The sequence below is a fragment of the Mesorhizobium caraganae genome, from assembly GCF_016836705.1.
Taxonomy (GTDB): domain Bacteria; phylum Pseudomonadota; class Alphaproteobacteria; order Rhizobiales; family Rhizobiaceae; genus Mesorhizobium; species Mesorhizobium caraganae.
Genome location: NZ_JAFCGY010000003.1, coordinates 213,797 through 236,362, shown reverse-complemented (window position 1 = coordinate 236,362; position 22,566 = coordinate 213,797). Strand labels below are relative to the sequence as shown.

Sequence of the window (22,566 nt, the reverse complement as noted above, 5' to 3'; positions counted from 1 at the left end):
GAAGAGTGTCGAGAACAAGTTCGAACCGGCAACCGTCCAATGACAACAGACGCCTTCGAGAAGCAGCCGCATCAGGGAGCGCCGATCTGGATTCCGCCATTTCGCCCTGAGTCGGCCGACAGCCGAACGACAGTCCTGCATGTCGTTGGCTCGCACGACCCCGGCAACGCGGGGGCGGCGCTGTCAGACCTGTCGACTTCCCTCAGGGCAGGAACGACGAACCCTCCTCTGGGAGGCATGTCGAAGCGGATCATGGATCTAGTCGTGGCAATATCGGCCCTTGTCCTGGCGGCGCCGGTTATGGTCGTCGTTGCCCTGCTGATCAGGATAACGGCAGGAGGTCCGGCGGTGTTCTCCCACAGCCGAGTCGGCTTCGGCGGACAGCCATTCAAGTGCTACAAATTCCGCTCGATGGTTGCCAATTCGGAGGAAGTTCTGAAAGCATATCTCGAAGCCAATCCTCATGTCGGCATGGAGTGGGAGGAGACCCAAAAGCTCAGGAACGACCCCCGCGTCACGTTCCTTGGATGGATGCTCCGCAAGTCGAGCCTCGACGAACTCCCCCAGCTCTTCAATATCATCCGCGGTGACATGAGCTGCGTGGGCCCAAGACCCATCGTGAAGGACGAACTCAACCGCTACGGCGACCACCTGGGGGAATACCTCCGGACAAGGCCGGGACTCACCGGCCTCTGGCAGGTGAGCGGAAGAAGCAGCATGGACTACGCCAGCCGCGTGGCGTTGGACAGCCAGTATGTGCGGAACTGGTCGGTCTGGCTCGACATGGCGATCTTGTTCAGGACCGTTTTCGCGGTGATGCGCTTTGACAGGGCTTCCTAGAACGGGGGCATTTGGATAGAATAAACATCCTGCACTATTTCATTGCATAGCGACGCCAACCATGGTGCGCGACAGGACAATATATTTATGGGCGAACTATTATCGGTGAAGGGCTAACGAGTAAAAAGATAAAGCTAAATAAGAGGGCGGGGGTTCAAAATTGATTGCCAATTTACAGACCTTGCGGGGCGTCGCCGCGATAGCGGTTTTGTTTTACCACCTTCAACCCATGTTAAACCGTCGTTTTGGTACGGATTTTCAAAGCGATGTAGGTGCGGAAGGTGTCGACATATTCTTCGTCATTTCTGGGTTCGTGATGGTTTTTGCGTACGCGCGAAAGGAACGTTCCGCCTGGGCGTTCTACGGCGAAAGGGTGATCAGAATTGCCCCACTCTATTGGACGGCGACCTTGGCGCTCGTTGCCTTGTTCGGGATCGGGTTTCGACCGAATGGACTGCAGGGCTACAACCTGGCCGACGTAATCACGTCGTTTTTGTTTTACCCTAAAGTGCGACTGGATGGTGAGAACGGGCCTATTCTCTCGCTTGGATGGACTTTGATCTACGAAATTTTCTTTTACTTGATATTTGGCGCGTTTCTCTGGCTTCGGAATATACGCGACAGGGTGGTGGCCATTTCGGCGGTCCTCATCATTGTAGTGGGAGTTGGTCGGTTGTTCGGACCAGATAGCCCTTATGCGCTACGCGTCTATACGGATTCAATAATGCTAGAATTCGTCGCTGGATGCTGGCTCGGTTACTGGTTTCTATCTCAACCAAGGAAGGTCGGGCGGCCCGTTAGTGTTGCGTTCATTGCAACAGGTTTGGCCGTGCTTTCAATCGAGTATTACTTACAGATTTCTCCAAACGGGTACAGGGTTGCAACCTACGGATTTCCGGCTGTTCTGATAGTTGCTGGGGCCTTATTGGCTGAGCGGAGTGGGGCGACAACGCGTAGCTCAATCGTGCTGTTGGTTGGCGCTGCGAGCTATTCGATGTATCTGTTTCATCCGTTGCTGTTACAGCCGTTCGTAAACTTGGCGGCCAAAGTTATGGTCCCAGAACCAAGAATGGCCTATCTGGTAATGCCGATCGCAGCGCTCACTACAGTCGTTGCCGCCGTAGGAATTCACTTGGGGTTCGAGGTCCCTCTGACGCGCTGGTTACGCAACGTCTGGGATAGGGAGCGAGCGGGGAGGATCCCGGGAATTCGCGGTTCTATGATTGGTTGAGTGCATTGTACCAAATGTGAACGCTCGGAAGGCCGAGGCTGTTCATACCTGGGTCCGTTTCCAATAAACGGAAATCGACAGACCAACGATGTAGGCGACGGCCAATGCGAATGCCAAGATGAGGAATTTGGTGATCGTCACGTAGCCCGGCAAGCCAAGGTCATTCCAGGCAAGACTGCCGATCATGAGCAGAGCAGTCGCTGCGATCAGGGCGGGAGCCTTGAACCGCAGTCCCATCAGGACGCCTGCCGCCGATACAGCGACTACACTCATGAGCACCGACATCTCCAGCTACGATATCAAGGCACAGAACGGCCTGCTTCGGCATGGAAGGACCCGCCTGTTGAGTTGGCGAATGCAGTTGGTGCGGAAGCCGGTCGAATGATCACTGATATGCGGCCTCAAAAAGCATAGCAAGGGCCAGCATCACTGCATGCACAGCTCACTCCAGCATCGACGCGGCCTGTGCGCCCTCAGCCCCTCGTGCCAGCATCGCGTTGGGGCGGCTTGCGATCCGACGAGTACGGTGATTTCCTCCCAAAATGCATGTCCAAAACTGTGCAGCGGTTTGGGATAATGCATGCAAAAGCCTAAAAGAGCGCGAATCCTTTCAGAGACGCGGTCTAGGCATCGATTGACGCACGGCGGCAGGCAGCAGTCCTCGCTGAACTCATGCGGGCCTGATCAGTTGGTGTTCTGAATCGGAAGCGCCTGTCCCTGAATGTCGCCCTCTACAGGGAGGGCAGACAAAGCGGACGCCGGCGGGGGTATCTCGATCTTCACAGTATCGCCTGGCTCGATCGGTGTTGTTTCCTCAGCCGTCAGTTCTTCCGAACCATTGCCCGTCGTCCTGACGATCTTGAAGATCGGCTTGGCACTCTCGGCGCGTTCCTTGAGGGCGAGCAGCGCAGGAGCCGTGACCGCGGTTTCGTGTAGCAACTGCGCTGCGGTGTCGGCTTTGCTGACAACTTCATTGAGCTGCGACTGCGTTTCCCGCAAGGCGTCGGCGATCTCGTTGGCGTGCTGGTTATTGAGATTGAGGATCTCTATGTCGGTCTTGCTTATCTCCTGCCTGACCCGCAAAAGCGAGGTCTCGGCGGCCAATCTGTCGCCCTGCATCTGGGCAACCGTCCCTTCCAGATTGAGTTCCCGCGGTGCAACAGCAAGCCCCTTCTGGACAAGGGCCGAAACGCCGGCCAGTTCCTTCTGGATGAGTTCAATCTGCTTGTCGCGGAAGGTCAGCTGCTGCTGGAGCGAGTCCAGTTCCTTCTCCAGGAAATCTCTGAGTTCGCTCAGGGAGCGCAGTTGCGTCGTCATCGCTTCCTTGCGGACGGCGAAGATCCTGCGCTCTTGCTCCATCGCCACCGCGACCGTTGCGTTCGAAGCCCTATCCTTCAATTCCGTAGGGAAAGCGATATCGTTGCTGTCGGCCAGTTCGGCTTCCAGCCGCGCTTTGCGCGCGAGCAGACTGACGCTGCTGAGCGCCAACAAACCCACGTCGCCCTGGCCGGCGATGACTTCACGCTCGAGCCTCGGGATGTCATCCTCGCGTGTCCGCAAGCCGCCGGCAATTCCCAGCGCCTGCAGCACCGTCAGTCCGGGTCTGTAGGGAAACTCGCCGGACTGCGTGACGTAGCCGACGATGTAGAACGGTCTGTACTGGACGATCTCGACGGCGACATCCGGCTCACGGCCGAGGCCCATCTGCTGCATCAGGCGGTCGCCGATCGCGCGGGCGAGGTCGCCGGGTGCGGTGCCCTGCGCATGTATCTGGCCGACAAATGGCAGGAAGAGAGTGCCGTCGGCTCCGACAACGAAATCATCGTTGAGAGCGGTCCATTCGAAGATCACGTCGCGCGATGCGCGCCATTCGTATACCTTGAGCCTGACTTTGTCCTGAGGTCCGAGGAGATACTCGGCAGCCACCGCCGGTAAGGCGAAGGCGGTCGCCGCCGCAATTGAAGCCGCCACAGTCACAAGCCATTTCCGCATTGTCTTTCCGCCTCAGATTTTCAGGATGTATTCGGGTTCGATCCGTCCCATGGCAACGTGCAGGATCGCGAGCATGTTGCCCCTCAGTCTGCCCCTCCGGTCGACATATGGCTCGGGGCGCAGGCTCTTTGCCAGGTTGGCCGCAATATTCCTGAACATCAGGGGCAGCGCGAAAGAGGCCGGAACCGAGCCTTTCTTGATCAGGTAGATCGGATTGGCAACCTGGGAGTACCCGAACCGCGTTCCACTGGTACGTCCCGACTTGATGCCGAGATGGACGCCCGTGATCGAGTTCACGCAGACCACACGGCCTCTGGACCTCAATCGGCTGGTGAAGTCGATATCTTCCTGCCAGCCGTAGAGGACGAGGCGCTCGTCGAAACGCACATCGCCTACAAGCGAGGAACGGACGGACATGTTGCAGCCGTAAGCCCCGACATGGTCGACCACCAACGGTCCAGCATGCGTTTTTCCCTTGGCTTCCCTCAGGGCGGCTTCGGCATCCTCCCAGCTGAGGCCCGCGTTCGTGGCTCCGTCTCTGACGACCCTGCCCATCAGCACTGCCCACCCGTCATTTTCCGCAAAGGCTTTCTCGACCTGCTCCAGGTATTCGGCAGACGGAACGAAATCGTCGTCGAAGAAAGTGATGAGGTCGAAGCGCTGCAGGGAAGGCGCGAGAGCCGTGTTCCTCTGGGCAGACGATCCCTTCGGTCCGAAAACGAGCGAGACGGGGAAAGAACAGCATTCCGGCAGTTCGATATGCGTGGCGTCGGGCGCCGACAAGATGACCTCGTCAGGAAGTCTCGTCTGGTCGCCCAAGTACTTGAGCAGGCGCGAGAGCTGTTCCCTGCGGCCAAGGGTCGGGATGATCACTGCGAGTCTCATGCTCGATCCACGCTTCGGTTTCCGCCGACGCTAGACCGAGCGGCGGAGGGAAACAGCCTGCATAAAAGGAGACGACATGAGCTTGCTCTACCTCCGGGCACAGGCCTTTGGAGTATTCCGCCGGACGGCACACAGCCATAAGTATTAGGCAGGCATGCACCGGGAGCGGACTGTAACCGATCGGACAACTTGCCGGGACCATGACGTGGAATGGAGACTGCCGGGTCTGCAGGTGCGAGGGGACCCATGCTCCACGAACGCTCTTCCGATTTGGCGATCGCGGCCAAGCTCGATGTGCCCATCGAGGAGTTGCCGGCCGCGCCGGAGCTTCGCGTCGACAGATACGCGAGGATAGCGGTCGTTCACGACTGGTGCCCGAACTTCCGGGGAGGGGAACGGGTTCTGGCGCAAATCTGCAAGCAGTTTCCCAATGCTGAAGTCTTCACGCTTTTCGATTTCCTGCCAGCAGAGGTGAAGGAGCAATATTTCCGCGACGTGGAATTCCACACGTCCGCGGCCAACCGGATCCCGATGGTCCAGAAATTCTATCGCTCCCTCTTCTTCTTCTGTCCTTTCCTGATCGAGCAGTTCGACGTGACAGGCTATGATGCGGTGATCTCGTCTTCGGCCGCATTCTCGCGTGGCGTGATCACCAGGCCCGACCAGCCGCATCTTTGCTATGTCCACAGCCCGGTCCGCTACGCCTGGGACGAGCAGTTTTCCTATCTTCAGCAGGGTCACCTTGGCTTCGGCCCCAAGGGAATGCTCTACCGGTATATGTTGCATCGTTTGAGGACGTGGGACACGCGGACCGCGCACGGTCCGGACATGATGCTGGCGAATTCGAATTATGTCCGCTCCCGTATCCAGCACATTTACGGGCGCGAAGCCCGCGTCGTTTTCCCGCCGGTTGCCCTCGCAGAACTGCCCTGTGTCGACGACAAGGATGACTACTATGTCTCGGCATCTTTCCTCGCGCCGTACAAGCGCACCGACCTCGTCATCCGGGCCTTCAACGAAATGCCGTCGCGGCGGTTGGTCATCGTTGGCGAAGGGCAGCAATCAACCAGCCTGCGGGCGCTTGCCGGCCCGAACATTACCTTCTCGGGCTATCTGCCCCGGCAAGACTATGTGAGCACCCTGGCACGCGCAAAGGCGATGGTCTTTGCGGGCTGCGAGGACTTTGGCATAGCGTTGGCCGAGGCGCAGGCTTGCGGAACTCCGCTGATCGCCTTCGGTCGCGGCGGAGCGGTCGACATTGTGCGGCGCCTTGGGTCATCGCCCGAACCGACTGGGGTGCTGTTCAAGGCTCAAACCGTCGATCACCTCAAGGAGGCAGTCGAGCGGTTCGAAGAGAACCGCTATGCCATAACGCCCCGCGCCTGCGCCAGGAATGCAGAACGTTTTTCCGAAGAGAACTTCGACCGGGCCATCCTGGAATCGCTCGGGGCCGTCCAGGCACTCCACGAGATCATGTGAACTCCCGAGCCCTGACGACCTTCGTTTCCGTGTCGACGCCGTCGGCGGCGGCCATCGCCTCAAGATAGCGCAAGGCCGTCGCTCTCCAGCTGTATGCCGACGCTCTCGCCCGTCCCTTGCCTATCATCTGCAGCCGCAGGGCCTCAGAATTGCGCAACTGCATGAAACGGTCGAACCATGCCTCGGGGTCGTCCGGAGGAGCAAAGAGCGCTGCGTTCCCGCAGACTTCAGGCAGGCTGGCTCGGTCGGAAACCACCACCGGGCATCCGACCGCCATCGCTTCGAGGGCGGGGAGGCCGAAGCCCTCGGTGAGCGAGGGGAAAGCCAGGCATAGTGAGTCCGCGAGGAGAGCAACCAACTCGCCATCGGAAATGCGGCCGAGCCAGTGGACGTTTCGGGCTTTTGCGCTGGTTGGTCCTGACTTGAAAACACGAGAATCCGACATGCCGACAATCGCTATCCTGAGCCCGGCTTCGGCAAGGCGGTCAGCCATGTCCAGGACAAGCCCCACATTCTTGTGGGGTGCGGTGCTGCCGATCATGACGATGGTTTCCCGCGACCCCGCCAGTCGTATCCCTGCCGAGTGTTCAGGCCTCCATCGCAAAGCATGCTCATGGCCGTTGGGGGCTACAAAGGCCCGCTGCGCGGGGGTAACGCCCCGTTGGACCAGTTCGCCCAGCGAGTATTCGGAAACCGTCGAAACACGCCATGCCGTCTTGCCGAGGCACGGCAACAAAGTTCTGTAGAAGCTCCTGAAGACACGCGAATAGCTCTGCGGCGCATTCCAAACGTTTGCATCATGGATGCAGACGATATGCTTTCGAGAAAGCAGTGGTCCCGTGTTGCAGAGGCTGAGCAGTCCGCCTCCATCGAGGGACAACGGGAGCTGCGTCTGCTCCCAGATATGGCCGCCCGTGCGACCGGTCTCGCGGCGTTCGATGGAAGCCAACGGGATCTCATCGGAGCCGGGTGGACAGTGCAGTCCGACTTCGAGGCCGCGGGCGAGGGGGTCCTGTTCCGCGATCAAGGCGTCGAGCGAGCGGACGACTTCGCGCGCATAACGCTGGACGCCCGTTGTCGGCTGGGAAAGAAAACGCCCATTGATTGTCCAGCGCCGTGCCATGGCGGCCCCCTTTGTCGCCCCGAGTGTGGCGCTGCGAAGGCGCCGGGTCACCATGGCCATGGGGTCATCCGGGTAAACGGGAAGCATCCGGATAGGCGAGGTCGAACAATGCGCCTACCTCAAACGTTTGAGGGCCTTAGTGCGGCTGCGAATGTTAGTCTGGCCCAGGTACCGAAAGGACCGGGGGTGGAGACATGGGTGAATTTGAGTTCGAAACGACAGTGCCGCCACTACCAAGATCGGCCGGACGGTTGAATGGCCATCGCCCCGAGACACCGCCGGCGAGATCGAGCGCCGGTGGTGCCGAATCCGCGATCGGCCATTCCGCTTTGGCGTGGGCGAACCGGGAAGCGCCGAGACGGCGCTGGACGATAAACGGAGACTTCACGACTCTTGGGCAGACCGGAGTTGCCCGCTACGCCCGCGAGGTGACCATGGCCCTCGACGCTCTCATTTCGGAAGGGCATCCGCTTAGTCGCGACCTGGAGATCGATCTCGTGGTGCCGCGTGCGCTTTCGGGACCTTTCCGCCTCGATGCCATCCCCGTCCGGGTCGTTCCTGAATTCAGGAGGCCGCGCCTCCCCCAGTTCTGGGTGCAGGCGCAGTTGCCCTGGCACGTGCCTGGGGGATTGCTGAGCTTCTGCAACCTCGCTCCCGTCGCACTGAGGCGCCAGATCGCGTGCATCCACGATATGCACACCAGGTTGATGCCGTCGAGCTACGGGCGGGGTTTCCGCTGGGCGCACCGCCTGATCCTGCCGGCGCTCGGCAGGCGGGCCGCCCGCATCACCACCGTCTCGCAACTCTCGCGCAGCCATCTGGTGGAGTTCGGCGTCGCGCCGGACGAAAACATCGTCGTCACCTACAACGGCAGCGATCATACGAAGAGATGGAATGCAGCGAGATCGTCACTGGCCGTCGACTGCGGCAGGCCATATGTCCTCTGCCTTGGAAGGCGGGATCAGGAATACAAGAATATGGGGCTTCTCGCCAAGCTGGCCCCGGTTCTCGATGGGATGGGTCTCGATCTCTGGATGCCAGGCGATGTCGACGAGACCGCGATCCTGCGCCACGTCCCGGAAATGCCCGCCAACATCGTCCTCCTTGGCCGCATAGGGGACGACGATTTCAAGAAGGCGCTCGAAGGCGCCCTGTGCTTCCTATTCCCGTCACGCATCGAGGGTTTTGGGCTACCCGCCATCGAAGCGATGGCGTCGGGCTGCCCTGTCGTGGCCTCGACCTCGCCGTGCCTCCCGGAAATCTGCGGGGATTCGGCACTCTATGCCGATCCCGACGACGTCCATTGCTGGGCCGAAAAGGTCCGCCAACTGATGCTCAACCCAGCCTTGCGCGAGTGGCTGGTAACCAAGGGATCCGCCAGGGCGAACAGTTATTCCTGGCGGTGGATCGCCTGGAAGTACCTCGAACTCATGATACAGGTCGACGCCGACTTCGGGGAGTTCGACAGTTGATCGGAAGAGACAGTTGATCGGAAGAGAGTCTGCGGCAGGAGGCCTTCCGAAGGGATAGGACTGACCGAGTTGTTCGAAGCCGCGTGAGGGCTTCCATAAATATGCGGAAGTCGATGCGGAGAGAGATGATGACCGTTGATGAGGAACCTTTAGGGCCCCTCATTTCGGGTTTCTGCGGCGCGAGGCTTTCGCAGCCCCGCGAATGGCCCGACTGATCTCCGGGAGAGCACGATGAACGAGCGGATCGACCTGGACAGATTACACGCCGCGAGCGGAGGGACATCCTCCAAGACGGTTCTCTTCGACAACTCGCTGTCGATCCTGAATAGGACCGGAGCCTATCACATCGCCAAGGACCTGACCCAGGAATTCGTCCCCGGCAGGGCGGGGATCCGGTATTGGCGGCTGGGTTCCTTCGCCCCCGAGGGCCTGGTCCGCAAGATTGTCGCCCGTCTCATGATGCTGGAGATCAACTGGCTCCAGGACAGCGAAATCTTCCTGATCCGTGACAAGGTCGACGAACGCGGCACCCGGCTGTTCCTGGACCCGCTCTACGTCCTGAGGTCACGCCTGACGGAGAACGATATTGTCCTTTGCCACGATGTCGGCCCGCTGACGCATGGCGAACTCTACGACGAACGGACCTGCGCCAACTATCGTCTTGCCTACGAGAAAATACGACGCGTTGGTCCCGGCGTCGTTTTCGTCAGCAATTTCTCGGCGCACCACTTCGAGATCCTTTTCGGGTCCGCTTTCCGGTTCCTGAAGACAATCCCGCTCTATCTGCGCACCGAACTGTTCAATGGTCCGGCGGAGGCGGTCCCCGGCGTCAACGGTCTGTTCTTTCTCACAGTTGGCGCGTTCGAAACCCGCAAGAACCAGGTCGCGGCCCTGAAGGCGTATCGAGACGGCGGCTTCCATCGCCAGGGGGTCGGATATCTGCTGTGCGGATCGCGCGGCGACGGCTATGCGGAGATAGCGGAACTCGCAGGCACCGTTCCGGGTGTGAGGCTCATGGGATACGTTCCCGACGCGCAGTTGCGCTGGCTCTACGCAAATGCCGAGGCATTCGTGCTGCCGAGCCTTCTCGAGGGTTTCGGCATGCCGGCACTGGAGGCCGCCCATATGGGGCTGCTGCCGATGGTGTCCGCCGGCAGCGCCCTCGTGGAGGCCGTCGGAGGCGTTTGCGCGCAGGTGCAGCCGGATAGTCCCGCCGCGATCGCGGAAGCTATGGGGAAAGCGCTTTCGCGAAGCGCCGCGGAGAAAGCGCAAACAAGCCGCTCGCTGCGCGAGACAGCGTCAGCTGCAACAAAGGATCGGTTCCTGCAGCAATGGAGGGAACTGCTGACTGCCGGAGCAATTCCAGGAAAAGCGTGAAACGGCCTTCCGTCGCAATGGCGCCGACAATTATGCTGGAGCAACTGCGTTGCGGAATATTCGACCGGCATTCACGATTTCGTCGAACAAGGGGTGGCTGGTCACGAACACTCCGGCCAGCCAGCCGGCCGCGGCAAGACACCCGGCGAATATTGCCTGTCCCAACGACAGGTCGAAGCTGAAGCCGCCGGCAACGATCATGCCCAGCGGGCCGAGTGTGGTCAACATGGCGACGACGACGCTCTTTCGGACGGCGACAGCTATCTCGTCCCACCGCAGCGAAAGTCTGCGACGCACGAAACTCAAGGACACAAAGGCCTGGAACGGTACAATGAACATCAGGCTCAGCGCGGCGCCCATAAGTCCGGCAAGCAGGACCGCGGCCGTCATGACGACTGCCGAGACGGGGACGACGATCAGCGACCTCACGAACATGTCCCTGATCGAGCCCATTGCCATCATCACGGGATGGTTCAGCTCGAAGCTGAAGGTGAAAAGCGACGCCAGCGCGATGACTTGCACCAACGGTGCAACAGCCCGCCATTGGTGGCCGAGCACGATGTCCACGACGGGATAGGACAGCGCGGCGACGGCCAGCAATGCCGGCCAGTGAAGTCCGGTGATGATTTCAATGGCATGCAGATAGGATCGTTTAAGGTCTCCGCCCTGCCTGGCCGAGGCCGAAAAAACCGGAAGCACGACCGCCATGGCTCCGCCGAGGATCAGTTTGTCGGGTATCTGGCACACCGTCAGCCCGCGGCTGAAGAGCGCCGCCGCATGGGGCGACAGGACACGGCCGAGCAACAGGAGGGGCAAGGCCTCGTAGGCCCTGTAGAGGAACACGATGGCGCCATTGTAGCCGCCGAAGGCGGCTATCTCGCGCCATTGCTTGAACGTCGGCTTGAACATCCAGAAATCCGGGCGCAGCGCCAGGGCCAACACGCCGGTGACCGCGCTGCTCGCCAGCCAAGCCCAGGCAAAGCTCATATAGCTGAACCCCGTCAGCGCCAGCGCGACGGTAACAACTCCTCCAGTGGCCGCCCCGGCAACGTTGATCATGGCGACCTTTCCGAAAGCCATTTCACGGCGCATCAGGGTGACGATCTGGATAGAGACCAATTCGACGAAAAGGCACACAGACACCAGCCGAAGATAAGGCACCAGTTTTTCTTCATGGAAGGAGGACGCGAGCGCCGGAGCGGCCACAACCAGAAAGGCTGCGACTGCCGCCGTGAGGGCGAGCATCAGGCTGAAGGTCCCGCGAATGTCCTCCCCGCTCAGAACCGGACGTTGGATCATGAAACTCGAACTGGCGAATTCCCGCGCCGACAGCGCGATGCCGAGGATTGCCAGGCTGATCACCGAAATGCCGATCTCCTCGGGGGTCAGGATGCGGGAAACGGCCGCGACGGTGACAAAGTTCAAGCCGATTACGATGTAACGATCGCCCGTGCTCAGCAGAAGTGCGCGTTTGACGCTCATGATGATCCTGGATGCCGGCTGCGAGTGAACAAGCGCCGAAGATGACGTCCGGGTCCGCCCGCCGATCTCAAGGCAGAAGAACATAGGCCGGCGGTTCGAAGTAGAAGCCAAAAGGAAGTAGGTCCGTCCCACATTCGGTTGAGACCGGAGGGGCGCCTGAACTCGCTTCTCCGGCTGCAAAACACTGCATCCCGCGAAGGTCTCGAAAGCGGTCGCCCTGTACTGAGTTGCGCCGTCACACATAGCGCCCAAAGGCTATTGGCCGCATTCGAAAGACGTAGCCGGATGAGGGCGGTCTCCCAATATAGACAGATTGTTGCGATCCGCGACGAGGGTAGTGTTGCAGTCTGGTGAAAACCGGGGCACTGAAATGTTGAAACGTGCGTTGATCGGGGCGGCTTGCCTGCTTGCCATGGCCTCGTCGGCCTTCGGCGACATTCTCTGGGGGGCTAACGGCCACCCGATTACAGCCTATCCAGGCATCGCGATCGAGCGTCAGTTCGACTACCTCGAAGACCTGGGGATGAAGTCCTACCGCGTGAACATTTCCGACATTTCTTCAGCGGACAGGCTGGCGGAACTCGTGGCAGAGGGCAAGAAGCACGGCATCGAGGTGCTGCCCGTCATCACGCCCGGCAACGTCGACCTCGATAAAGACAGCACCGATGAGCTCTACGGCAAGGCGCGCGCTCTAGCAGTCGCATTCGGATCCCGGTTCAAGGATGACATCCGTGCCTGGGAACTGGGCAACGAGATGGAAAACTACGCCATCATCAAAGCTTGCGAGAAGCGCGACGACGGCACCACGTATCCCTGCGAATGGGGTCCGGCCGGCGGCACCGGAGTGCTGGACTATTTCGGCCCGCGCTGGGCCAAGGTCAGCGCCGTCCTGAAAGGATTGTCCGACGGCATGAGCGGAGTCGACCCGGGCATCCGCAAGGCGATCGGCACTGCAGGGTGGGGCCACACCGGGGCGTTCGAACGAATGAAGCAGGACGGCATCAAATGGGACATCTCGGTCTGGCATATGTACGGCGAGAATCCCGAGCCCGCCTTCAAGGTGCTCGCCAGCTACGGGAAACCGATCTGGGTCACCGAATTCAACAATCCTTACGGAAGCCGGCAAAGCGAAAGACAGCAGGCCGAAGGACTGATGCAGTCAATGCTGCGGCTGCGCCAGCTGCAGACCAAGTACAACGTGGAAGCCGCTCACATCTATGAGCTTCTGGACGAAACCTATTGGGCGCCCGACTTCGAAGCATCAATGGGGTTGGTCAGGCTTGTCGGCTCCGCGGACCGCGGCTGGAGCCCGGCAGGGCCTAAGGCCGCATACATTGCGGTGAGGGACTTGATACTCGGCCCGCGGCCGTTGCCCAGGCCGGAGCGCGGTTGCGATTTCGCGGACAGCGACAAGATCGTGACCGCCACGATGCGCCAGGCGAGTTTCAGTCATTGCCTGATACTGGGGCGCAAGGCGAACGACGAAGATATCGAACGGTGGTCCGCGGCCCTTGACGACGGCTCGGCCGATGTCCCCAAAATGATGATCGACCTGATGCATTCGCGGGAATTCCTGAGGAAGTATTCCATCATCGGCCTGACCGACCGTGGCTATGTCGCCTTCCTGTACCGGCTGCTCATGGACAGGGACGGCGACGGGTACGGGCTGGACGTCTATTCCAAACAGCTGCGGGACGGCTCGATGTCGAGGGATTCCATAGCCCGCGGCATGATCACCTCCAGCGAATTCATCGACAAGTATGCTGTCCATCTCGCCGCGACCGCGAAAACGGCCCCCGCCGCCGAAATGGCAAACTAGTCTGCGGCTGAATAGGGGGCTGGGCCGTCATGGATCTGCGCTTCTGTGGTCTAGCATTTTGCCTGCTGGCTGCGACGACTCTGGTCGGCCAAGCCTGCGAACCGCCCATGGCGGCCCAGCAGCCGTTCCCTCTGCGCGTGGAACCTGGCAAGCGATATCTGGAAGACGCTGCCGGCTGTGCCTTTCTGGTCAATGGCGACGCCGCGTGGTCGCTGATCGCCGATCTGACTCGCGAGGATGCGGATGTCTACCTCCGTGACCGGCGGGCACGCGGGTTCAACGTGGTGCTGATCAACCTCATCGAGCATCGCTTTGCCCGCAACGCTCCCGCCAATGCATATGGCGATCGCCCTTTCCTTCGCGATGGCGACTTCAGCGCCCCCAACGAAGCCTATTTCAGGCATGCCGACTGGGTCTTGCGCAGGGCGCGCGACCTGGGTTTCGTGGTGCTGCTCGTCCCTTCCTATCTCGGCTATCGCGGCGGGGACCAGGGCTGGTACCAGGAGATGGCCGCCGCCGGCGAGAAAAGCCTGCGAGCCTACGGCCGATTCGTCGGACAGCGCTATGGCGGCCTCGGAAACATCATCTGGGTGGAGGGCGGCGACTACAATCCGCCGGACAAGAGCCTGGTCAGGGCGGTCGCGGAAGGGATCCGGGAAACCGATCCGGGTGCCTTGCAAACCGCGCACAACGCGCCCGAAACGGCGGCTCTGGACGACTGGCGGGGCGAACCGTGGCTTTCCGTGAACAATGTCTACACCTATGAACCCGTCCACGCGGCGGCCCTTGTCCAGCACGCCTCAGGCGACATGCCTTTTTTCCTTATGGAGAGTGCCTACGAAAACGAGTTCGGCGCGGACGCGCATCGTGTGCGGGTGCAGGCCTACCAGGCGATTCTTTCAGGGGCTTCCGGACACGTGTTCGGCAACAACCCGATCTGGCACTTCGGCGGCCCAGGCCTCTGGCCAGCCGAAATGACCTGGCAAAAGGAGCTCGACAGTCCAGGGGCAAGGAGCATGCAGGTTCTCCATCAATTTTTTTCGTCGATCAGATGGTGGGAGCTCGAACCTGATACGAGCAGTGATTTCCTTATCGGAGGACAGGGCAACTATCACGCCCGGACAATGTCTTCGCGGACCAAGGATGGGTCGCTCGCACTCGTTTACCTTCCCAATGGGAGGGGGGTTACCCTTGACCTTGCAGGGCTAGCCGGACAGCAGGTCTCGGCTCGCTGGGTTGATCCTTCCACCGGAGGGAGCGAGGCAGCGGCCGGGTCACCGTTCTCCATGAATGTTCGGTATTTCGCGCCGCCAAAAGGCGATCATGCCGATTGGATACTGGAACTCCATGCGCAACCGGTACAAAGCCAATGACCGCCAGGAATGAGGCTGCAGACAGCTTTGACAGCCTCTTGACTACCGACGCAATCGGGACGGCATCCCGCCACCCAAGCGGCCACCGTATCGAGGTGCACCGAGCGCCTCGAAGAATAACAATGTTCGGGCTCTTCGGCTCCGGCAACCTCGGCAATGAAGGTTCACTCGAAGCAATGGTTGGGTTTCTGAGGAGACAGAGGCCCGAAGCAGAAATTTCATGTGTTTGCGGTGAACCCGAGGTGGTCAAACAGACATTCGGGATCGATACTTTGCCGATCCGCCGGAATGGCCCGGCGACTGGCCTGTCCGGAAGTATCAACCGCCTCCTCCTGAAAATCCCCGGAAAACTTGCTGATTTCGTGCAGACAGTAAGCCGCATCCGCAAGTCTGACGTGATGATCTTTCCAGGCACGGGTATCCTGGACGATTTCGGGGAAAGGCCGGCAGGTATGCCTTACGACATCTTCAAATGGTGCCTCGCCGCTCGCCTCGTCGGGACGCGTATCGCCTTTGTCAGCATCGGGGCCGGGCCGATCAGGAACCGTCTGAGCCGCTTTTTGATGACGTCGGCGGCCCGACTGGCACACTACCGGTCCTACCGCGACCTGCAATCCAGGGAATTTATGGAAAGTGTCGGCTTAGACACCCGTGGAGACGCGATCTATCCAGACCTCGCCTTCGGCCTACCCGCGCCAATTCCGTCTCCTCGGACTCGGACGGAGGCGCTGACGGTGGGTGTCGGCGTCATGGCCTATCGCGGCTGGTACGGCTTTGCCGAAGGCGGTCAGTCGATCCTTTCCGGCTATATTGGCAAACTGGCGCATTTCGTCGTCCACCTGCTCGACAGCGGCCATGATGTCAGGCTTCTCATAGGCGACGAGGAAGACAGCATCGCCGTCGACGCGCTCCGGGCGGCCGTGGGCGGCCTGCGGCCCGGCTCGAGGCTGGCACACGAACAGGTCCATTCGCTGGGCGACGTCATGGGGCAGATGGCGCTCACCGACATCGTCGTCGCCACGCGGTTCCACAACATCGTCTGCGCATTGATGATGCGCAGGCCGACCATCTCGCTGAGCTACGCGAGGAAGAACGATGTGCTGATGGAAGAAATGGACCTGGGCGAGTACTGCCAGCATGTCGAGACTTTCAATGTCGAAACGCTGATCGCGCAGTTTTCGCAGCTGGTGGCGGCCAGGGAAAAACACGAACAGGCAATCGGCGAGCGGCTCGTCGAGTTCAGGGAGCAGGTCGATAGACAGGACGCCTGTCTCCTCTCCGGCGTGATCGGTTGAAGCGCATGGTGTTGATCGCCCGCATTGCGCCTCCAGGCAATGCGCAACCGGCATTCATCCGAAAGTTGCGGACCAGGGGTAGGGGCTACATCCATCGTCTGAAGGTCAACAATGACGTCGAAATGCTAGCCTGTTGCGGTCTCACTCGTGCGAGCAGCATCATCGATGGAAACAATGCTGAATAAGCCCATGAGGACGCCAAGCGAGCCTGGCAATCCTCGTCCTCATCGGAGGTTCTGATTGATGGCCAGCGTCGACATAGTCATCCCTTGCTACAACTATGCGCACTTCCTGCCGCAATGCGTTCAAAGCGTTCTTGCCCAGGGGGTCGAGGATGTCAGGATCGTCATCATCGACAACGCCTCCACCGACAACAGCGTCGAGGTGGCGCATCGGCTGGCGGCGACGGATGACAGGATCGAGGTCATCTGCCATCCGGTGAATGTCGGTTCCCACGCCTCGTTCAACGAAGGCGTGGATCTGGCCCGCGCCGATTATTTCATGATCCTCTGCGCCGATGACTTGCTCATGCCGGGAGCCCTTCGCCTTGGGATGGCGCTCCTCGATCGCTTCCAGGAGGTATCGTTCGTGCTGGGCAAGCAGATGGCGCCATGGGTCGGGAACGACTTTCCCACCCTGCCTGCGCAGGCCGACGGCTGGACACTGACGGATGGCAGCCGTTTGATCGAGACCTGCTGCCGGAAGATGAAATTCAACCTGACCGCCCATGCAATGCTCGTGCGGACATCCGTGCAGAAGGCGGTCGGCCACTATCGGCCGTCCGTCCCGCTGCTCGACGATCTGGAGATGGCTCTGCGCCTAGCCCGATTCGGATCCGTTGCGGAGCTTTCCGTGCCGCTGGCGATAACGCGCGAACACACGACCAACATCTCTCAAGTCATGTGGCAGGACGGACTCCGTAGGCTGCAGGAATATGAAACCGTGCTGGAGAGTTTCTTTGCTCATGAAGGCAGCACCATGCCGAACGCGCCGGCGCTTCATCGCACGGTCCGGCGCCATCTGGCGGCGGCCGCCTACTGGTCGGCACTATCGCATCTGATAAGGGGCAAGCGCGCGGCCGGCGCCAAACTTTTCAGATTCGGCCGGAGGCTTGACCCGGCCTCCATAATGCTTCTGCCGCCCATCGGCCACTTGTTCACGGCGGACGGCTCCCTCAAACGTGCGAGACGGGTCATTTTGGAGGTACTTGGAGCGACGCGCCCTTAGCGCTGTTTCTCGGAATTTTGCAAAGCGCTCAACATCGATTGGGCAATAGATGTCGGATCGGATCGTGACCTTGCCAATTGCCGAACAAGACCAAAGCGCAAAAACGTCCGGAAAGGCGGCGGTGGTTCTGGTCACGGACCAGAACTACTTTCTTCCGACGTTCGCAACGGCATTGTCCGCCGATGCCCATACTGGCGGCGACATCTCCATTTATCTATTCGTCGTCAATGCGGAACAGGCGTGGTTGCAGCAATTCGGCGCGGCTGTTGCCGGGACGAAGATATCAATCAAGCCAGCGAGCTTCCCGCAGCTGGCTGAACTCTCCCGATTTCACCGCGACGTCGTTCCCCCAATAGCGCTGGCACGGTTGTGGATCGGCTCGTTGTTGGAAGAGGATATCGGGCGTCTTCTGTACATCGACGGCGACACCATGGTGGATGACGAGCTCGACAGCCTGCTGGCAATTTCGCCGCCCGAGCACGGTCTGATGGCGGTACCGGACTTCATGAGAATATACATTGATGAATTGAGCCTGTCTAAAGGGAAAGACATAGCCCATCTGAGAGATTTGGGCTGCAGTCCGACTGCATATTTCAATTCAGGCGTAATATATGCATCGAAAAACGCGTGGAATTCCATAGCGTCGTCGGCAATCAGGTTTCTGCGTGAGCATCCGGACCGCTGCATCGCGTCTGATCAAAGCGCGCTCAATCACGCGGCGCAGGGAAACGTCGACTTTCTGCCTCTTCGCTACAATTATCAGAGCGAATACATGATGGCGTTGGATCCGCGCGAGCTGGGATTCAAGCCAACGATCTGGCACTTCGTCGGCGCGCCCAAACCCTGGGACGCGCCCGGCTGGCCCTGGGACGAGTATTTCAACAAATTCTATCGCCAGGCGGAGTCGCTGCTGCGGAACTGCAGCGTCACGCTTCCGGTTCCTCCAAAGGCGCAGATTGTTGCGGGTCTTTCCCACCGGGAGCGCAACAGATTTCGCATGAAGTGGGTGTATCCTTGGCGCAGATATACACGCAGGCGAAAGATACTGTCCTTGCTTTCGCGGTGACGCACCCGGAGCCGCTCGGCGCCATGGCGACGAAGCAGGTCCGTGCGATCCGAAAGAGCCGATGAATAGGCTTATGGAGGTATGGCAATACGGCAAAAGGATAGTGCGCTCAACCTTGTCGCCGCCTCCTACTTCCATTGCCACGCTTGCCGGTCAGGCGTTGTTTCCCGAAAGTCAGGCATCGGCGATCGCGCCCGGAACCGGGACTTTATTGCGGGGTCGCCAGCCCAGGAAATTATGACATGCATGCCGATGCGCCGGGAGCCAGCCATATGAAGGAAACCCAGGGCTGCGGCCGGCTCGGGTGGGTCTGACACATGCAGATCTCGCCTGCCGGTCTCGTTGTCTGCGCGGCAGTGCTGCTGTTGGCCTATTACTACCGGGCGCCTCTGATCGTAGGGCTTATTGCATCGCTGGCTTTCGGCTCGACGGCCCTGATGACGCTCAGTTCGCTGGGAGGATCGTCGCCGCTTATCTACACCTTCTTCGGCGCTCTTCTGCTGATGGGAGTGGCCGCCAGGAGGCGGATCTGGCAGGACCTGGGCGATGTGTTCGGCAAGATCCGGCCCGTCTGGGTTCTCGTTGGCCTTATGTTTTATGCAGCGGTCGGAGCGTGGCTTTTCCCGCGCCTGTTTGCGGGACAGACCAGCGCGTTCGTCCAATCCACGACACGCCACGGCGTCGTCGTGGAGGCCTCGCTCGGGCCGGTCTCGTCCAACATCTCGCAAACCGGATATTTCATTCTTGGCGGCCTCACGGTCGTCGCCCTCTGCGTCCTGCTCCTCAACAAGGACCGAACAGACGAAATCCGGCGCGGTTTCTTCGTCTGGTGCGTCCTCCATGTCACGATGGGATTGCTCGATTTGGCGGGCAAGTTCGCGGGTGCCGGGGACCTTCTGCTGGTGATCCGGACAGCCAGCTACGCAATGCTCACGGATCAGGTCCAGTCGGGTTTCTTCCGTCTTGCCGGAGCCTATTCCGAAGCATCGGCCTTCGGCGCCGCGTCCCTGGCGTGCCTGTCGTTTTGCTACGTCTATTGGCGCAAGACAGGCTCCCGGCTGGCCCGCTGGTTGTCCGCGGCCCTGCTGCTGCTGCTGCTTCTTTCCACGTCGTCGACGGCATATGTCGGCCTGGCCGCGCTGAGCCTTCCCGTTGCGTTTTCCCTCGCACGTTCGTTTCTGGCCGGTCGTGTCACTGCCGATGAAATCCTGATCGTCGCCCTCCTGACGATCGGGGTCTGCGCGGTGATGGCGATCATCGTCTACGATGAACGGATCCTCGATCCGGTCATCGACCTCATCGACTCGACCATCATCAGCAAGGGCAGCACGGACTCCGGCCACGAACGGACCTACTGGAACATCAAGAGCCTACAGTCCTTCGCCGACACCAGCGGCCTGGGCGTCGGGTTCGGCAGCTCGCGCGCTTCCAGCTGGCCGATTGCCGTCGTCTCGCAGCTCGGCTTCGTCGGCAGCCTGATGATGGTGACGCTCCTGGGCGTGCTGATCCGCGGACTGGGGGGGCTGAAGCCTTACGTCGATCGCGAAACGGATGCGGTGGTGTCGTCCGTCCGGGCATCCGCCCTGGCAGGAATCGTCGCCGCCTCCATTTCGAGCGGGAGCGCGGATCCCGGCATCGTTTTCTTCATCGCACTCGCCGTCATCGCCTCGACCAGGGTGCTCGCCCGCAGGAACAAGCATGCTCTCGAACGGCCGTTGAAGGGATACCAAAAATCCCCGCAACTGATCGATGATCCGACTGTCGCCAGACAAGTAGCGATATCCGGGCAGTGGCCGCCCGCGTCCGACTGGGAGAATCCCATCGACCGCGAATTCATAGGCCTTTCCGACATTACGGGCTTCCTGAAGCTGTATGCGCGCTCCATCATGGGTTGCCTGGCGGCAGGCATCCTCGCGGCGGGATTCTATGTCGTGACCACGGACCCGACTTACACGGCGAGCACCCAGATCCTCATCGAGCCGAACCTCGCCAAGCTGCTCCAGCAGCAGCCGGGCGAGGCCAACGTGTCCCTGGATACGGCGCAGATCGAAAGTCGGATCGCCCTCATGAGGTCGGAAAAGACCGCGATGATGGTCATCGACTCACTCAACCTGCGGGACGACGCGACGTTCAATCGGCCGCAAAGTCTTACCTTGTCCGAACGATTCCACCAATTCGGCGCGCTTGTGCTGAAAACGCTGGGCCTTCGGACAGGCGCGAGTGCCGATGCGTCCGAATCCGCCGGCGATGGACAACCGCCTTCGGGCAGCGCCGACGGCACGGCGTCCGAGATCGCGGAATTCAGGCGCACCCGCCACACGATGCAGGCCTTTCAGAATGGACTCGACATCCGTCAGATGGGTGGCTCCTACGCGATCGAAATCTCCTTCAGCTCCCATGATCCCGAACTGTCGGCCAAGGTAGCCAACGCCACAGCGAACGCGCTCGTGCTCGAACAACTGGGGACCAAGGGGGCGGTGGCCCATGAGGATGGCGCGTGGCTGGACAAACGTCTGGAGGTGTTGCGCAGCCAAATGAACAACGCCACGCAGATCGCCCAGGAATTCCGCGCCCGGCACGACTACAGCGTCGGCAGACCGTCGGCCGTCGCGGCGGTCCGGGACAAGGCGATGGAGAATGCGGGCGGCGAGACACATGAGTCTACGCTCGAAGAACTCGATCTTACCGCAGACATCTACCGCAAGATGTACCGCGACTTCTTGCAGGCGCACACCAGTTCGCTCAACCAGGAAACATATCCGATTGCCGACCTGCGGGTTATCACGCCAGCCTCGCCATCGCCGTCAGCCAGCCACCCGCGGCGTTCGCTGATGCTGGCTTTCGGCGCTCTCTTCGGCATCATGGTCGGAGTGGCCCTGGCCTTTATCCGGAACATGTTCGACAAGACCATTCGTTGGCCGCGGCAAGTCCGTGAGGGGCTCGGGCTGGAATGCATGGGCGAGTTGCCGCCATTCGACCGGAGAGGACATAGCGGCCGAATGGACGAGGTGACGAACTCTCCACATTCGCCCCTCAGCCACAGTCTCAGGCGGGTCAAGACTGCGATCAGCCTCGCCGACACCGCCCATCCCATGAAGTGGCTAGGCATTACGTCGACGACGGAGGGCGAGGACAAATGCTCGACAGCAATCAATCTCGCTTCGGTCTATTCGATGAGTGGCCAGCGCGTGCTGCTCCTCGACGCGAACCTCTCTCACCCGGAGTTGACCAGGCTGCTGTTGGGGGGATCGCCTGCTGCTGGCGAGCAGTCGGCGGGACCCGTGACGTCGAGCATAGTACCTGTGCCGAACCGGAAGTTCGACCTGCTTCCATGCTCGTCGTCCGACACCAATGAGCTGCTTGTCCCGCAGACGATGCACGCCGCCGTCGCAGAATTGCAATCGTACGATATTGTCATCGTGGTCCTTCCGTCGTTTACTTCGGGACCTTCAAAATTGGCGGTCAACTCGGTTCTCGATGGCGTCATCCTGGTCGCCGGATGGGGCAGAACCTCCATGGATGCACTGAAGGAACTCGTTCGGTCTATGCATGCGAGCAAGGCGCGGATAGCCGGCGTGTTGATCACGGAGGCCCCGGCACGGTCTGGAAAGCATCTCGCTGCCTACGGATTGCCCTCGGCAAGCCGGCTTTTCCTCCGCAGACTACCACTCTTGTTGCGCGGATCGGCAATGCGGCCAGGAGTCCCATTCATAGGGCTTAGGAGTTAAGTCCTCGTGCTGTTACTCCTTTTGCCTTTCTTGCGGACCGGCCCCGCTTGCTGGGAAAATGCCTTGACAAGCATCAGGCGTCGACCAAACCGTATCGGGGCGACAGTACAGGGATGTTGCCCTTGACTCCTCCCGACGGCCGACTGGAATGGTCTCGATGTGACCGCTTTGCTCGCA

16 protein-coding genes are annotated in these 22,566 nt (G+C 60.4%); 11 read left to right on the top strand and 5 right to left on the bottom strand.

The features are described 5' to 3' along the window. Positions 1 to 39: 39 nt before the first annotated feature. Complete coding sequence (locus tag JQK88_RS11075; protein ID WP_192253956.1) at positions 40 to 840, top strand: sugar transferase; 801 nt, start codon at positions 40 to 42, stop codon at positions 838 to 840. A 160-nt stretch (positions 841 to 1,000) separates the two neighbouring features. Next, positions 1,001 to 2,071, top strand: coding sequence for an acyltransferase family protein (locus JQK88_RS11070; RefSeq protein WP_192253958.1), 1,071 nt, complete (start codon positions 1,001 to 1,003; stop codon positions 2,069 to 2,071). A 42-nt stretch (positions 2,072 to 2,113) separates the two neighbouring features. On the opposite strand, the gene JQK88_RS11065 is transcribed toward JQK88_RS11070, so the two are convergent. The 3 genes from JQK88_RS11065 to JQK88_RS11055 form a co-directional block, all read right to left on the bottom strand. Continuing rightward, positions 2,114 to 2,344 (bottom strand): hypothetical protein, encoded by a 231-nt coding sequence (locus JQK88_RS11065; protein WP_192253960.1) that lies wholly within the window; start codon positions 2,342 to 2,344, stop codon positions 2,114 to 2,116. Positions 2,345 to 2,755: 411 nt separating this feature from the next. Next, positions 2,756 to 3,997 carry a polysaccharide biosynthesis/export family protein gene (locus JQK88_RS11060; RefSeq protein WP_312037263.1) on the bottom strand — a complete coding sequence of 414 codons (1,242 nt, stop codon included), beginning with the start codon at positions 3,995 to 3,997 and terminating at the stop codon, positions 2,756 to 2,758. 78 nt (positions 3,998 to 4,075) lie between these two features. Beyond that, positions 4,076 to 4,948, bottom strand: a complete 873-nt coding sequence (locus JQK88_RS11055; protein WP_192253964.1) for a glycosyltransferase family 2 protein — start codon at positions 4,946 to 4,948, stop codon at positions 4,076 to 4,078. Positions 4,949 to 5,194: 246 nt separating this feature from the next. Between JQK88_RS11055 and JQK88_RS11050 the strand changes: the two genes are divergently transcribed. Beyond that, positions 5,195 to 6,427, top strand: coding sequence for a glycosyltransferase (locus JQK88_RS11050; protein WP_203278313.1), 1,233 nt, complete (start codon positions 5,195 to 5,197; stop codon positions 6,425 to 6,427). On the opposite strand, the gene JQK88_RS11045 is transcribed toward JQK88_RS11050, so the two are convergent. Then, positions 6,420 to 7,610 carry a glycosyltransferase family 4 protein gene (locus tag JQK88_RS11045; protein ID WP_312037262.1) on the bottom strand — a complete coding sequence of 397 codons (1,191 nt, stop codon included), beginning with the start codon at positions 7,608 to 7,610 and terminating at the stop codon, positions 6,420 to 6,422. The two genes, JQK88_RS11050 and JQK88_RS11045, sit on opposite strands and share 8 nt — an antisense overlap. Before the next feature lie 134 nt (positions 7,611 to 7,744). On the opposite strand from JQK88_RS11045, the gene JQK88_RS11040 reads away from it, so the two are divergent. Together JQK88_RS11040 and JQK88_RS11035 are read left to right on the top strand one after the other, a co-directional pair. Continuing rightward, positions 7,745 to 9,022, top strand: coding sequence for a glycosyltransferase family 4 protein (locus JQK88_RS11040; RefSeq protein ID WP_192253968.1), 1,278 nt, complete (start codon positions 7,745 to 7,747; stop codon positions 9,020 to 9,022). 231 nt (positions 9,023 to 9,253) lie between these two features. Then, complete coding sequence (locus JQK88_RS11035; protein ID WP_192253970.1) at positions 9,254 to 10,399, top strand: glycosyltransferase; 1,146 nt, start codon at positions 9,254 to 9,256, stop codon at positions 10,397 to 10,399. A gap of 30 nt (positions 10,400 to 10,429) precedes the next feature. On the opposite strand, the gene JQK88_RS11030 is transcribed toward JQK88_RS11035, so the two are convergent. Next, a complete protein-coding gene (locus JQK88_RS11030; protein ID WP_246749803.1) occupies positions 10,430 to 11,881 on the bottom strand; it encodes an oligosaccharide flippase family protein in 1,452 nt (483 codons plus the stop codon). A gap of 370 nt (positions 11,882 to 12,251) precedes the next feature. On the opposite strand from JQK88_RS11030, the gene JQK88_RS11025 reads away from it, so the two are divergent. The 6 genes from JQK88_RS11025 (at position 12,252) to JQK88_RS11000 (ending at position 22,389) form a co-directional block, all read left to right on the top strand. After that, positions 12,252 to 13,700 (top strand): DUF4214 domain-containing protein, encoded by a 1,449-nt coding sequence (locus tag JQK88_RS11025; protein WP_192253972.1) that lies wholly within the window; start codon positions 12,252 to 12,254, stop codon positions 13,698 to 13,700. 29 nt (positions 13,701 to 13,729) lie between these two features. After that, entirely contained in the window at positions 13,730 to 15,073 is a 1,344-nt protein-coding gene (locus JQK88_RS11020) for a glycoside hydrolase family 140 protein (protein WP_192253974.1), read from the top strand. A gap of 122 nt (positions 15,074 to 15,195) precedes the next feature. Continuing rightward, on the top strand, positions 15,196 to 16,368 hold the full coding sequence (locus tag JQK88_RS11015; RefSeq protein WP_246749801.1) for a polysaccharide pyruvyl transferase family protein: 1,173 nt from the start codon (positions 15,196 to 15,198) through the stop codon (positions 16,366 to 16,368). 243 nt (positions 16,369 to 16,611) lie between these two features. After that, positions 16,612 to 17,595: a glycosyltransferase family 2 protein gene (locus JQK88_RS11010; RefSeq protein WP_203278311.1), complete on the top strand. Its 984-nt coding sequence runs from the start codon at positions 16,612 to 16,614 to the stop codon at positions 17,593 to 17,595. 64 nt (positions 17,596 to 17,659) lie between these two features. Further along, positions 17,660 to 18,661: a glycosyltransferase family 8 protein gene (locus JQK88_RS11005; RefSeq protein WP_312037261.1), complete on the top strand. Its 1,002-nt coding sequence runs from the start codon at positions 17,660 to 17,662 to the stop codon at positions 18,659 to 18,661. A gap of 317 nt (positions 18,662 to 18,978) precedes the next feature. Then, positions 18,979 to 22,389, top strand: coding sequence for a GumC family protein (locus JQK88_RS11000; protein ID WP_203278310.1), 3,411 nt, complete (start codon positions 18,979 to 18,981; stop codon positions 22,387 to 22,389). Positions 22,390 to 22,566 lie beyond the last annotated feature (177 nt).

Bases quoted from the DNA above. Each gene is read 5' to 3' on its own strand.
- JQK88_RS11075 (WP_192253956.1), top strand. From the start codon at position 40: ATGACAACAGACGCCTTCGAGAAGCAGCCGCATCAGGGAGCGCCGATC.
- JQK88_RS11065 (WP_192253960.1), bottom strand. From the start codon at position 2,344: ATGAGTGTAGTCGCTGTATCGGCGGCAGGCGTCCTGATGGGACTGCGG.
- JQK88_RS11055 (WP_192253964.1), bottom strand. From the start codon at position 4,948: ATGAGACTCGCAGTGATCATCCCGACCCTTGGCCGCAGGGAACAGCTC.
- JQK88_RS11050 (WP_203278313.1), top strand. From the start codon at position 5,195: ATGCTCCACGAACGCTCTTCCGATTTGGCGATCGCGGCCAAGCTCGAT.
- JQK88_RS11045 (WP_312037262.1), bottom strand. From the start codon at position 7,610: ATGGCCATGGTGACCCGGCGCCTTCGCAGCGCCACACTCGGGGCGACA.
- JQK88_RS11040 (WP_192253968.1), top strand. From the start codon at position 7,745: ATGGGTGAATTTGAGTTCGAAACGACAGTGCCGCCACTACCAAGATCG.
- JQK88_RS11035 (WP_192253970.1), top strand. From the start codon at position 9,254: ATGAACGAGCGGATCGACCTGGACAGATTACACGCCGCGAGCGGAGGG.
- JQK88_RS11030 (WP_246749803.1), bottom strand. From the start codon at position 11,881: ATGAGCGTCAAACGCGCACTTCTGCTGAGCACGGGCGATCGTTACATC.
- JQK88_RS11025 (WP_192253972.1), top strand. From the start codon at position 12,252: ATGTTGAAACGTGCGTTGATCGGGGCGGCTTGCCTGCTTGCCATGGCC.
- JQK88_RS11020 (WP_192253974.1), top strand. From the start codon at position 13,730: ATGGATCTGCGCTTCTGTGGTCTAGCATTTTGCCTGCTGGCTGCGACG.
- JQK88_RS11015 (WP_246749801.1), top strand. From the start codon at position 15,196: ATGTTCGGGCTCTTCGGCTCCGGCAACCTCGGCAATGAAGGTTCACTC.
- JQK88_RS11010 (WP_203278311.1), top strand. From the start codon at position 16,612: ATGGCCAGCGTCGACATAGTCATCCCTTGCTACAACTATGCGCACTTC.
- JQK88_RS11000 (WP_203278310.1), top strand. From the start codon at position 18,979: ATGCAGATCTCGCCTGCCGGTCTCGTTGTCTGCGCGGCAGTGCTGCTG.